12 protein-coding genes are annotated in these 13,348 nt (G+C 39.6%); 7 read left to right on the top strand and 5 right to left on the bottom strand.

All coding sequences use genetic code 11. From position 1 onward, the window contains the following. Positions 1 to 234: 234 nt before the first annotated feature. Complete coding sequence (locus tag A3Q33_RS01680) at positions 235 to 1,143, bottom strand: LysR family transcriptional regulator (protein WP_081178266.1); 909 nt, start codon at positions 1,141 to 1,143, stop codon at positions 235 to 237. A gap of 90 nt (positions 1,144 to 1,233) precedes the next feature. Here A3Q33_RS01680 and A3Q33_RS01675 point away from each other — a divergent pair, with 90 nt between their 5' ends. The 5 genes from A3Q33_RS01675 (at position 1,234) to A3Q33_RS01655 (ending at position 7,464) form a co-directional block, all read left to right on the top strand. After that, the gene (locus tag A3Q33_RS01675; protein ID WP_081178264.1) at positions 1,234 to 2,676 is read left to right on the top strand and encodes an aldehyde dehydrogenase family protein; all 1,443 of its coding nucleotides are present in this window, start codon (positions 1,234 to 1,236) and stop codon (positions 2,674 to 2,676) included. A 14-nt stretch (positions 2,677 to 2,690) separates the two neighbouring features. After that, the gene (locus A3Q33_RS01670) at positions 2,691 to 3,689 is read left to right on the top strand and encodes a dipeptidase (protein WP_081178262.1); all 999 of its coding nucleotides are present in this window, start codon (positions 2,691 to 2,693) and stop codon (positions 3,687 to 3,689) included. A gap of 93 nt (positions 3,690 to 3,782) precedes the next feature. Beyond that, positions 3,783 to 5,342: a BCCT family transporter gene (locus A3Q33_RS01665; RefSeq protein ID WP_081178260.1), complete on the top strand. Its 1,560-nt coding sequence runs from the start codon at positions 3,783 to 3,785 to the stop codon at positions 5,340 to 5,342. Positions 5,343 to 5,449: 107 nt separating this feature from the next. Further along, positions 5,450 to 5,824: a RidA family protein gene (locus A3Q33_RS01660; RefSeq protein ID WP_081178258.1), complete on the top strand. Its 375-nt coding sequence runs from the start codon at positions 5,450 to 5,452 to the stop codon at positions 5,822 to 5,824. 119 nt (positions 5,825 to 5,943) lie between these two features. Next, positions 5,944 to 7,464, top strand: a complete 1,521-nt coding sequence (locus tag A3Q33_RS01655) for an MFS transporter (protein WP_081178256.1) — start codon at positions 5,944 to 5,946, stop codon at positions 7,462 to 7,464. Positions 7,465 to 7,622: 158 nt separating this feature from the next. Here the strand turns inward: A3Q33_RS01655 and A3Q33_RS01650 are convergent, their stop codons facing one another. Together A3Q33_RS01650 and A3Q33_RS20535 are read right to left on the bottom strand one after the other, a co-directional pair. After that, positions 7,623 to 8,348, bottom strand: coding sequence for a sulfite exporter TauE/SafE family protein (locus A3Q33_RS01650; protein WP_155866674.1), 726 nt, complete (start codon positions 8,346 to 8,348; stop codon positions 7,623 to 7,625). Further along, positions 8,341 to 8,607: a hypothetical protein gene (locus A3Q33_RS20535; RefSeq protein ID WP_155866673.1), complete on the bottom strand. Its 267-nt coding sequence runs from the start codon at positions 8,605 to 8,607 to the stop codon at positions 8,341 to 8,343. The genes A3Q33_RS01650 and A3Q33_RS20535 overlap by 8 nt, the downstream gene beginning before the upstream one ends. Positions 8,608 to 9,054: 447 nt before the next feature. Between A3Q33_RS20535 and A3Q33_RS01645 the strand changes: the two genes are divergently transcribed. Together A3Q33_RS01645 and A3Q33_RS01640 are read left to right on the top strand one after the other, a co-directional pair. Further along, positions 9,055 to 10,122: a porin gene (locus A3Q33_RS01645; protein WP_081178254.1), complete on the top strand. Its 1,068-nt coding sequence runs from the start codon at positions 9,055 to 9,057 to the stop codon at positions 10,120 to 10,122. Between the two features lie 218 nt (positions 10,123 to 10,340). Further along, positions 10,341 to 10,820, top strand: coding sequence for an acyl-CoA thioesterase (locus A3Q33_RS01640; RefSeq protein WP_081178252.1), 480 nt, complete (start codon positions 10,341 to 10,343; stop codon positions 10,818 to 10,820). Between the two features lie 149 nt (positions 10,821 to 10,969). Here A3Q33_RS01640 and A3Q33_RS01635 read toward each other — a convergent pair whose 3' ends face one another. Continuing rightward, complete coding sequence (locus tag A3Q33_RS01635) at positions 10,970 to 12,022, bottom strand: hypothetical protein (protein ID WP_081178250.1); 1,053 nt, start codon at positions 12,020 to 12,022, stop codon at positions 10,970 to 10,972. A 113-nt stretch (positions 12,023 to 12,135) separates the two neighbouring features. Further along, a complete protein-coding gene (locus tag A3Q33_RS01630; protein WP_081178249.1) occupies positions 12,136 to 13,188 on the bottom strand; it encodes a hypothetical protein in 1,053 nt (350 codons plus the stop codon). Positions 13,189 to 13,348: the final 160 nt, after the last annotated feature.

Below are 13,348 nucleotides of genomic sequence, written 5' to 3'. Positions count from 1 at the left end.
TTATTCATCAGTGGAATATGCTTCTGTTGGTTACTCATATTTGAGCAGAAAACTTGATGCTTATAACAAGGTTTTCGAACCAACAGAAGTCAATTTTTTCATCGTGCATACTCAGGGCTTGTGTCACACCGAATTGCACTGAATATAGCCATACTTTACTCAGCCAGCGACAGCGTTTGTAGCAAATAATGCTGTGGTGTTGTTGCTGCTAATTACTCTATTTAATTGCACTGATTAGTCGTTTTCTGCTATTGCTGATTTTTTTAATATAAAGGCTAATAATGCCGCTGCTGCCGGTGATAATGTTTTGTTACTTAGCTGCACAATACCGATTTTTCTAATGATTTTCGGCGTAGTTAGCGGGATGAATCGTAATTTTTTACTTTCTTTAGGGAAGGCGAACCAAGGCAATGTAGTCACGCCTAAACCCACTTCTAGCATGGCGATTAATGACAACATGTTAGAAATAAGAAACTGTGAATCTTTGAGTAACGGTTCGGCTTCTGTGCCTTCTAATAACCGTGATGTGCCATTTCGAATTAACCGATGTTTTCGTAGTTCTTTCCAATGTATTTCTTCGGCTTCTGCTAATGGATGATTTACTGGGCATACTAAGCCTATTTGATCTTGCCAAATAGGGGTGAATTCAATGCCGGAATGTTCATGCTCATGTGGCAAGCTAGCAATGCCAATATCTACTTGTCTTTTTTCAACTTTACGTAGTACTGCTTCTGAACTGTCATCGAAAAAACTTATATGTAAATCTGGTGAGTCAGCAATAAACTCAGATAGCAGTTCGGGTAACATATGACAGGCGATTGAAGGGACAGATGCTAGTCTTAAATGCCCAGTTTTATGCTCGCTCATTAGCGCCATGTCTTGAGCAATATTGTCGTGATGGGCAATTAACTCTTTCGCTTTTGGTAAAAAGTAACGGCCAAAAGGCGTTAATGTCGTTACCGTTGTTTTGGCATTTCTTTTTTCAAACAGGTGTGTTGAAAGCTTATTTTCCAAGTCTCTAATTGACAACGATATGGCGGGCTGGGTCCGACAAGCTTTTTCTGCTGCATTGTGAAAGCCGCGTAATTCAGCCACCCATACAAAGTGTCGTAATTGTGCAATTTTGAATTCTGGCATTGCCATAAGCATTCCTTATCAAGGGATAGTTTTTATTAATTTTTATTATTAAAGCATGCTAACTATAATAGCTTCAATTATTTTATGGAGGTATTTATGTCTGAATCAATTTTTTGTAATTTTATTAATGGTGAATGGGTAGAGGGCGCGAGCTCATTAACTAATATTAGCCCTGCCGACACCAGTGACATTATTGGCCAGTACGCACAAGCCGACACAAATCAAGTAGAACAAGCATTAGACGCAGCAATTGTTGGTCAGCTTGCTTGGCAAGAAAGTGGCTTAGAGCAACGTTATTCTGTGTTAATGGCCATTGGTGATGAGCTTATTGCACGTAAAGACGAATTAGGTAAATTGTTAGCCCGCGAAGAAGGTAAAACATTACCTGAAGGCGCTGGTGAAATATACCGTTCAGGTCAATTTTTTCATTATTATGCTGCTGAAGTATTACGCCAAATGGGCGAAACTGCTGATTCAGTTCGCCCTGGTATTGAAATTGAAACGCGCAGAGAGCCAGTGGGTGTTGTTGGTATTATTACCCCTTGGAACTTTCCTTTGGCAACAGCCGCTTGGAAAATTGCACCGGCATTAGCTTTTGGTAATGCGGTTGTTTTAAAACCAGCAAACCAAGTACCTGCTAGCGCATGGGCATTAACTGAAATTATCTCTCGTCAAGGCTTACCAGCAGGAACCTTTAATCTTGTTATGGGACCCGGTGCTGCAGTGGGTGATTTGTTAATTAACTCGACAAAAATTAACGCATTAACGTTTACTGGTTCGTTGGAAACAGGTCGTAAAGTTGCCATTGCAACGGCAGCAAACCTCGTGAAATGCCAATTAGAAATGGGCAGTAAAAATGCTTTAGTCGTGCTTGATGATGCCGATCTAGATAATGCCGTTGAGTGTGCAGTAGGTGGCGCTTTCTTTGGTACCGGTCAAAAATGTACCGCGTCATCACGTTTAATTGTCACTGAAGGTATACATGATCGTTTTGTTGACGCGGTAGTTGCAAGAATGAAGCAATTGGTGGTCGGTCATCCATTACGTGAAGGTGTTCATATTGGTGCGGTTGCAGATGCTCGTCAGATGAAGCAAAACCTTAACTATATTGAAATTGCCAAAAAAGAAGGCGGTAAATTAGTAAGTGGCGGCGAAGTTATTACTGAAGAAACAGAAGGCTACTACTTAACGCCAGCGTTGTTTACTGAAACCACGAATGACATGACGATTAACCGCGAAGAAGCTTTTGCACCAATCGCCTGCGTAATTAAAGTTAAAGATTATGACGAAGCGTTAGCCACACTGAACGACACTAATTACGGTTTAGTTGGCGGTATTTGTACACAATCGCTTAAATCAGCAACCCACTTCAAACGTAATGCTCAAACAGGTTGTGTGATGGTTAATTTACCTACGGCTGGAACTGATTACCACGTACCTTTTGGTGGCCGCAAAGACTCTAGCTTTGGCTCTCGTGAAATGGGTAGCTACGCAAAAGAATTTTACACCATCGTTAAAACCACTTATATCCGTTCATAAACTGGGTGATTACTATGCATAACGATCTTATTGTCATTGATGGATTGCAGTATTCCAACTGGAACCGGTCTATTTTTCAACAGCTTAAAGAAGGTGGTGTCACCATGGTGCATGTCACCGTGGTATATCACGAACAAATTCGCGAAACGCTATTGCGTATGGGGGATTGGAATCGACATTTTGAGCACAATCACGATTTAATCATGCCAGTAAAAAGTGCTGCGGATATTCTTTTAGCTAAAAAATTAGGCAAAGTTGGCGTGATGTTTGGCGCACAAAACTGTTCGCCTATCGAAGATGATATTTCAATGGTTGAGATCATGCGTGAGCTCAACTTGATGATTATGCAGCTGACTTATAACAACCAAAGCTTACTGGCTTGTGGTTGTTATGAAGCAGAAGACAGTGGTGTTACACGCTTTGGTAAACAAGTCATTAAAGAAATGAACCGTGTTGGTATGTTGGTTGATATGAGCCACAGCGGAGAGCGTAGTACCTTGGAGGCGATTGATATTTCTGAGCGTCCCATTGTTATCTCGCATGCCAACCCGAATAGTTTTCATGAAGCAAAACGTAATAAATCTGACACGGTGTTAAAAGCGCTAGGTGAGTCGGGTGGATTATTGGGCTTTAGTTTGTATCCGTTCCACTTAAAAAATGGCCCAGATTGCACATTAGACGATTTTTGCAACATGGTTGCCGATACAGCAGACCTTATGGGGATTGATAATATTGGCATAGGGACAGATTTATGCCAAGACCAACCATTATCAGTACTTGAGTGGATGCGTAATGGTCGTTGGTCAAAAGAAATGGACTATGGCGAAGGCTCAAAAGCCAATGCTGACTGGCCAAGACCACTCTCTTGGTTTCGTGACAGTCGCGATTTTCCAAATATAACACAAGGATTACAAGATAGAGGTTTTAAGGCAGAGGATATTGCCAAAGTCATGGGGTTAAATTGGCTGAACCTTCTGGATAAAGGCTTAAAACCTCAAGTGTTTAAGGGCTAATTTTAATAGCGCTTAATCAATGAGTTAATAGAGTTTTATAAAATATAACAATACCTATAACTATAAATATAAAAGCACCAATAGGGGACAACAATGAATACTGCTAAAAATATTGCGGAAAGTGAAGAAGTTGCAAAACCGGGGATCAAATTTTTAGAGGGTGTAGATATACCCGTATTTTTGATCAGTGGTGGAGCCCTTGTATTGTTTGCTGTTTTGGCGCTGTACGATATCAAGATGATGTCTAGCTGGGTTAATACAGCGTTCGCTTCTTCCACCAAGTTATTTGGTGCATATTGGCAAGTGTTATTACTTTTAACGTTCGTTATTGGGATTTTTCTAGCGGTAGGTCGCACAGGCTCTGTGGTTTTAGGTGGTATTAAGTCACCTGAAATTTCTCGGTTTAAGTGGGTTTCTATTATTATGTGTACATTGCTTGCTGGCGGAGGCGTATTTTGGGCTGCCGCTGAGCCGATGGCACATTTTACTTCGCCACCACCATTGTTTGGCGGTGAGTCAGGTACAGTCGATGCCGCTTATAATGCTTTAGCACAAAGCTTTATGCATTGGGGCTTTTTAGCGTGGGCAATATTAGGCAGCTTAACGGGTATTGTTTTTATGTACCTGCATTACGAGAAAGGTCTCCCTTTAAAACCACGTACTTTATTATATCCAGTTTTTGGCGATAAAGTGATGAAAGGCGCCTTTGGTACTATTGTTGACTCGTGCTGTGTTGTCGCTGTTGTTGCTGGCACGGTCGGCCCGATTGGCTTTCTTGGTTTACAGGTAAGTTTTGGTTTAGAGAAACTGTTTGGTATTCCTGATACTTATACTACCCAGCTAGCCATTTTGTTTGGTTTAATTTGTATCTATACCCTATCTGCGGTAAGTGGTGTCACTAAAGGTATTCAAATTTTAAGTCGAGCCAATGTTATTTTAGCGGTGCTGTTAATGGCCTTTATCTTAATATTCGGCCCAACGACATTTATTTTTGATAGCTACCTTCATTCGTTCGGTATTTATATTGACCAATTTATTCCTATGGCGACATTCCGTGCTAATCCAGCTTGGTTAGATTGGTGGACAGTGTTCTTTTGGGGATGGTTCTTAGGCTACGGTCCGTTAATGGCTATGTTCGTTGCGCGTATCTCAAGAGGCCGAACAATTCGAGAAATGATTATCCTGATTTCTGTTGTTGCGCCTATTATTACTTGTTTCTGGTTCACTATTGTAGGTGGCAGCGGACTCGCGTTTGAGTTAGCTAACCCAGGTGTTATTTCTGAACCTTTTACTGGCTTTAATTTACCCGCAGCACTGCTGGCAATTACCGAGCAGTTGCCAATGGGCGGCGTTATATCTGTGCTGTTCTTAATTTTAACAACCATTTTTGTTGCCACAACAGGTGATTCTATGACGTTCTCTGTCTCTATGGTGATGACAGGAACTGACTCGCCAAAAAGTTCACTACGTGTATTTTGGGGCATAATTATGGGTGTAATGGCTGCACTACTTATATCAATCGGCTCTGGGGGTATATCGGCATTACAATCATTTATTGTGGTTACCGCAGTACCGGTGTCATTCGTTTTATTGCCGTCATTGTGGAATGCGCCACAAATCGCTAGAAAAATGGCTGATGAGCAGGGTTTATAACAAATTTTTCAAACTTGATGACAATGAATGCTTTTACCTCGCAAAGTTACTGCCTGTTCTAGCATGATGTCATCGAATTATAATTTAATTTAATAGAGAAAAAGAACATGAAAACACCCGTAAAAACTGAACTTTTTGCATCTAAAGCCCCTTTAGAATGGGCAATTATTGCTAACGGCACATTATCTACAGCTCAAATCCCGATTGATGTTGAAGGTAACGTAGTTGAAGGTGGTATAGAAGCACAAGCGCGTCAAACGATGGAAAATTTTAAGCACACTATTGAAGCGGCAAATTTAACTATGGATGATGTGACTCAAGTCCTTATCTATGTGACTGCTAGAGATCAATTACCAGTATTTAATAAAGTTTACGCTGAATATTTTCAAGCGCCCTACCCAAACCGAGCAGCGATGATTGTTGCCGGTTTAGCGCGTGAAGAAATGCTTTGTGAAGTTGTCGCTTATGCTGCCGTTCCATAACTAAATCTTTATACTTTTGTTATAACGCGAATTAATAAGTGATTTAACTTTCACTAAAATTAAAAAACTGGCATATTGCCAGTTTTTTTTGCTTTAAATAACTCCATGAAGGAAGTTCTGTGCGTAAAACGTTTGTATCGCTGTTTTCTCTATTTTTAAGTTGTTTCATTTTATTGTCAGGTATTGGTCTGATTAATGTTTTATTACCAGTAAGAATGAATTTAGACGGCTTGAATACAGAAACTATCGGTGTTGTTTTATCGCTCTATTATGTCGGTTTATTAATAGGTGCACTCTATAGTACGAGTTTAATCAAAAGAGCCGGGCATATTCGTATGTTTGCTGGTTGTGTGTCATTAGGCGCGGTAAGTATATTACTGTGCAGCCTTTATTCAGATGCAGCGCTTTGGGGCGCAATGCGAATAGTGATGGGCTTTTGTATTGCTTGCGCGTTTACCGCGATGGAAAGTTGGTTAAGCGATAGTTCAAGTAAAGAAACTCGTGGTCAAGTATTAGCTATATACAATGCCGTTGTTTTAGCTGGGCTTTTTGGTGGACAATTTTTTATCAACGTTGGTAGCCCGCAAGATAATATGCTTTTTGTTATTGCTGGTATCTTAATGTGTATCGCGGTTATTCCTGTAGTAATGAGCAGTCATCCGGGGCCAGTAATTGAAGAATTTAGTTCGATGTCGTTGCGCTTGTTATATAAACGGTCGCCACTTGGCGTCGTAAGTTGCTTGATATCAGGTATACTTTATTCTGCTATTTTTAACTTATTGCCGGTATTTGCAAAAGAGTTTGATATCACTGGCTTTCAACTCTCGCTTTATATGGGCGCTGCTATATTCGGGGCTTTTGTTTTACAGTTTCCTGTTGGTTTTTTATCAGACAGGTTTGACCGTCGTACGGTTTTATTTGTGCTGTTATTAATCTCAGCCAGTGCTGGCATCGCAGTAACATTATTAGCCCCGTTGGGGATCACATGGGCAGTGTTTTTAGCGACAGGTATCACCTGTGGCATTATCGCTTGTACTTATCCATTAAGTATTACTGAAGCGCTTGATAAGCTAAAGCAAAGTGAAATTGTTTCCGCCATGTCATCTATGATTTTAGCGTTTGCCTTAGGGGGTGTTTTAGGCCCGTATTCGGCGTCGCTTGTGATGGAAAAATTTGGTGGTTCGGCATTATTTTATTTCCTAGCCTTTGTGCAGTTTTCGTTAGCCTGTTTTGTTGTTTTTCGAATGACAGTGCGCGCAGCCTTACCAATAGAAGAACAAGAGCATTTTGTGATGCAAGGTTCGGTTATTACTTCCGCTGTTGAGCTTGATCCTCGAACCGAGTATCACGAGCCTCAACACTTGCCTTGTGCAGAAGTTGAAACAACGTTAATGGTGGCAACAACCGATCCAGAACTTGCAGTAGAGTTAGCGTTAGTTATAGCTAAAGTGAATGCACAGCGCGGAATAGAAGTGGCCGAAGCGCTGGCAGTATTAGCCAATATAAATGTTTTAAATCTCTATCACGCAATGAGCAAAATTATACCTGCGCATTCAGCAGAATTATTAGCAGCATTATCAGAGGCAGATCCAGATTTTGCTAATGCAATAGAGCATTCAGGACCAACTGTTTCTTCGTAAGTTAAGCTCGTAAACTCGGTTAAAACTGAAGTTGCAAAATACTATCTTCGGTAAGCAAATAAAAAAGTCTCTATAGTTATTAGCTTAATCTAATGATTATAGAGACTTTTTTATTTGTCCTTGTTATTTCCATATTCATGTTGAGCTTAACAATATCGTTATAAATTACTGATAGTTTTAAATAGAATAAGGCAACATGAACTGACTGACAGTATGGCAATTAAGGGCTTTAAATAGGCTTGAATAAAGTATTTATTTAGCAGTAAAGATAAGCCAAAGCCCATACATACAGCGGGAATTAGCGGTAAAGTAAGCTGTAGTTGATAATAATTAGTATTGCCAGACCAATATAATAATACCAGGGACATTAATGTACCTATTAAGAAATAAAGCGATAGTTCTGCTCTGGCGATGCCCAATGCACTATTTTGATACGCTAGAGCAATAGGTGGCCCGCCAACGGAGGTCGTGGTTCCCATTAATCCTGAAAAAAATCCTGCCCAAGCTAAGTTTCTAAGGCTGTGAGTAATATTGATATGTTGATAAGTTAACAGCACAGACAACATAATTAATAATGAAAAACTTATCGAGAAAAATGCCGATGGTAGCAAGGTTAACAAAACCACACCAATAATAGAGCCGGGGATCCGAGCCAGTAGTGCTATGCGTATATTAGTAAAATGTAGTTGCTGTCGATAACGTATACAATTCAAAAGCGACAATATACAACCCAGTGCCAATATAGGCACGGGTAGCAGCGCCGGGTTGATTAATACCAAAATAGGTGCGGCTACCACAGCTAAGCCAAATCCAGCCATGCTTTGCAGTGCCGCGCCTGCGGTAACTGCCAATAAAGCCGTAATTAATAACGCGGAATCATACATAGTTAGCATCATATTTAGATAATGTTGCGGAAAACTTTTCGCATAAAATATCGCATAACCTGTCAGGTAGTATGTCGGATAAAATGTTGGAGAAAGTACCGGGTAAATACACGGGTAAAGTGTCGAGTAACTTGTCGGGAAAAGTGTCGGGTAGCATGTCGGATGAAATGTTGAATAAAATATCGAATAAAGTACCGAATAAAGTGTTGGGTAAATAGACCACGGTTTGTTGCGGGACTTTTCCTTTTGAAATGAACACGATTTTTCGCCCTAAAATTATGCATTATTTCTGATTGTTCAAGCGAAATCTAATTAGAATAAGTTATTATTTGATAAGTAATACTGGTTAATTATGGAACAGCTCTTTTATGAGACAAACACCATAATTACAGGGATTTATTTTACTGATATTCTGGCATGTCAAACCTGCTATGCAATGTGATTTTTTATTTGCAATATCATTTTAATTCTTTATAAACAATAACTTACTGCCATCCCTTCTTGCCTTAGTTAAAAGGTTATAAGATTCTCTTATTAACTGATTAAGTTAATTGACTTCAATGTTCAATTGCATCTCCTTAATATAATTTTTGCAGAATATAAGCAGGTGTTTTTTAAGCGATACAGTCCCAACCCTGTAAGCATTTTAAACATAGGTTCTGAAAACAATAATTATAATTCAATAGTTTAATAAGGGGAAAATGAAATGAAATTGAGCACAGGTTTAGCCTTAGCGGCAACCATGATCGTACCGACTATGGCACAAGCAGATAATAATTTATTTAATTGGTACGGCAGTATTCGCGTGCAATTAGAAGATACCAATAAAAGCGAAATTGAGTACAAAGATAACTATTCTCGTTTAGGCGCTTATGGCTCGGCTGAAATTCTAGATGGCGTTAAAGCAACTTATAACTTTGAGTTCAGACTTTTTACTGATGATGGTTCATTTGCGGGTAACGACCAACGTGCTCGTCTTGCTAATGTTGGCCTAGAAGGTAACTTTGGCTCTATTTTGATTGGTAAGCAATATTCACCACAATGGAATTTTACCGATAATGCGATTGATATCTTTTCAGATATCGATGAGTCAGCAGGTTGTACTAATGAATCTGCAGGCGTCATTTGTCACACAAGTCGTTATGGATTATATGCTATAGATGCAGCAGGTAATGGTCACTATGTTGAGTATTTACGCCCCGACCGCGCTGTTACTTATGTCACGCCAGACATGGACGGATTTCAGCTAGCGATTATGGCGGTGTTAAATAATGGTGATGTTAAAGCAGATATAGCAGGCACAGAGAATGAAAATATTCTTGGCTATAATGTTGCGGCTAAGTACGTGATAAATGACTTTACCTTGTCGGCTTCACGATATGAATTAACGGCATTTGAAGGTGAAAATAAAGTTGACTCATTTCAGGTTGCTTATAACCATGGTCAATTAAGCCTTGCCGCCCATTATCAAGACTCTAGCGATTTACGTTTTTATGAAGGCCTTAATCCAAATGGCGAAATTGTCGATGAAAATGTTTATGAGATATACGGCGGTTATAAAATGGGCGAAATACAATTTCAAGCTAAGTACGCTTGGGTTTCTATGGACTCAGCAAGTGGCCTAACGGTTGATAGTAATCAAGTGATATTAGACGCAATTTATAATCATAAATTGGGTAGCTTCTATGTTGAATATAGCGCTTGGGGCGATGAAGCAGAAGCCGTATTTGAAGCCGGTGATAAAATACTGGTGGGCTACAAGCTTAATTTTTAATTATGTCCATTGCATTAATTAGTTGTTCAGCTTAGTTGGTCAGCTTAGTTATCAGCAATGTTCAGATAATTTTCTAAAACAAAGCACTTAGCGCTAATTTGATTTAGTGATACTGTATCGTTTATTGGTAATAATTATAGTTGCTTCTAGCCAAGGATGGCTTGAGCTGCTGTTATCTAACTATTTTAAAATGTACTTTATATTAAACAGAGAAAACAATGTCCCAAGCACAAAGAGATATCACGCTGAGATTTTTAGCCGAACCACATGACGTTAACTTCGGTGGTAAAGTCCATGGTGGTGCGGTAATGAAATGGATTGATCTAGCCGCATATGCTTGTTCAGCCGGCTGGAGTGGCCGCTATTGTGTCACTGCATACGCAGGTGGCATTCGATTTATTGCCCCAATACATGTTGGCAGCTTGGTAGAAGTCGAAGCTAAAGTTATTTATACCGGCAAGTCTTCAATGCATATTGCGTTGGAAGTCAGTGCTTGTGACCCTAAATCATTAAATAGACGCTTAACAACACATTGCATTGTTATCATGGTGGCTGTAGATCAAAACGGTCAGCCTGAGCGCGTACCTCAATGGTTACCTGAAACTGACATAGACAAAAGGCAGCATGCTACAGCAATAAAATTAATGGAAATACGGAAAAGAATCGGCGAAGAAATGCAAATATTTGTCGAAGATTAACAAGCGTATTAAAGTTATTATTTAAATGTGACTTTGTTAAACACTGACATCATAAATCTATGATGATTAGAGTGAAGCTGTTTCAACGCCGGTAAAAATTTTTATAACTTTGAAGTATCAACTTATTTACCTGATATGGTGGATGCTGTTTACCTACCTTGTGCCATATTCTGTAACAACTGTAATCGTTGTTGCTCCTGCTTTGATGGTCGATAAGGCATTCCACTTAAGCTTGATGTAGCGAAGTCTTTTATTTCAAATTGATTAATAGCACTATCGCCATATTTTGTTGGCGAACCGGGTGCTGGCGACATTAACTCGATTGAAAATGTAGATAAAGTAAAGGGCGCTTGTTTTCCTTGTAATACGCTTTGGTGGGCTTTTAATTCTATAGTATCACTGCCTTTATTGAGTTTTTCTTTACTTACCAAATGGGCAATAGGTTGGTTGTTAGCATCAAATAAGTTAGCGCGTATGCGATAAAGACCTTGCTCTCTGGTAGTCAAGTTAGCTTTTATTACCATATCAGCGTATTGATTGTATGCGGGATCGAAACTGTTAAGTGTAGCAACTGAGTCAACATATTTAAGGGCTAATGCAAGGCTAATATCTTTACCATTAACGCGTGCTTTTACTGTTGCTTGCAACTGCGTAGGTAAGTTACGTTCACCTTCAAATTGTGCAGTCCAGTTATTATTATCCTGATCAAAATCGCGCATTAATAGTGATTTACCGGTTGTTATGTCGACAAGTATTAGTACGGCATTATCAATATTTTCACCTGAGAGTGTGGCAAAAACTGTTTCAGGGTAGGTATAACGATACTTTGATAACTGCGCCGATATCGTAGTTCCAATATCGTCAACTGGAATAGATTGCGGGTTAAAATGATTAGGCGATAATCGGTCAAAATCTTTATTTGTTAAGGGTTGTGAGTAAGGGGGGAAGTTGAGTTCGCCGGCATAGGCTTTTGCCACTAATGTTGCTGAGTCATTGGACGTTATTTTCTCTGGTACCGCCATGCTTGCGATATTATTTTCAATAGTTATTGCTGCTGATTTTGTGGGTTTTATTTTAGGAGAACTTACCGTCGATTGAGTGACCGTAGTTTGCTGCTGAGGTATTGTTGGCCAAAAAAGCCAAACCGAGACTACAGCAATACCTATTATTGCTATGCGCTTTAAAGCAGATTTGTTTTTCATGACGGGCTTATTCTACCTATAATTATTTTTATTTTGCATGCTCAGATAGTGCTAGGGCTGTTTATTTTTCGTGGTGCATATTGAAAGATAAACAGCCATCGCTTATTTCATTTTTAGTTAGGAATAGCGTCATAAATTAGCGTTGACATGCTGTCAGACGCTGAATTTTGAACATAAAGGTAATTGCTTTTCCAAATCCACCAGCCCGATGTTTTAGTGTAAGTATTAAAATGAATACTTTCACCAGACAAGGTATTTTCTTGATTGCTAACTGCCGTTACTTTACCTGCTTGCCATGGTTCAAGCAGTGAGCCGTGACTATACTTTTCACCCATTAGCATTGGATAATGATATGGCATAAAACCTGAAACAGCATTGCCTTGGTATGAAATTTTACCGTTGAACGCCAATTGCGAACTACAACTGCCAAAGCGTGCTTGGCGATTACCGCCACATGAAGAATGGGTACCAACAACACCGTCATCATTACCTTGAATAAATGGGCTAGTAACGCCTAAGTATTCAGTGGCATCGCCGACAAAACGCAGTCGTGGAATACGCGCATCAGGCAAGGGTGCAAGCTGTCTGGCATTATTCACTTTTAAGTCATGAAGTACGCCCATTTCATCGCCTAAATCGCCACCAAGCCAAGCTTCTAAAGCGGCTTCGATGATAAAGGTCCAGCTTTCAGTACCCTGAGCAACGCTTACCGCTAAATCGGCAAGTTCACTTCCGCCGCCCGCACCGGCAATATCAAATGTTGCAACGATATTTAATGGTGCTAAACCTGCGTTCTCTAACCAAGTTTCTTGATTGTCGATAATATATCGCGCAACTAAGTCACCTGTAGAGTGGGTGACAAAGATGCAGCCAGGATCGCAGAAGTTACTTTCAGAAAATGCTTTTAATTTTGGCCAGACATAGTCAGTGGCAATTTTACCTTCTATTCGCTCATACGAAGGCCAGTCAATTCTAGCGTCACTTAAGTTGTTCCAGTATCCTTTCCAATAGTCTTGACCACTTGCCGTAACATCTCCGTCAGCAATGAGTTGTTGTGGTTGAAAGCCGTGAATAAGCACTATTTTGTGTTCTTTACTGAGTGCGGCAGTCGAACATAGTGTTAAACCGAGTGCTGCAATTGCAATTAAGTGTTTGATTATATTCATATATTTCCCCAAGTTTTTATCGTTATTTTTATTACGTCATATTTTTTATTATTGATGAACTACTGATCGGACGTTCGACCAGTTGATTAATAATAGAACAGTGATTATTTATAATCTAGCCCTTACTCATTATTTATTTTCTATATTTTGAGTAAAGTTG

Source organism: Colwellia sp. PAMC 21821, assembly GCF_002077175.1.
Lineage (GTDB): Bacteria > Pseudomonadota > Gammaproteobacteria > Enterobacterales > Alteromonadaceae > Cognaticolwellia.
The sequence above is the reverse complement of the archived record's forward strand: the minus strand, read 5'-3'. Positions and strand labels throughout refer to the sequence as shown.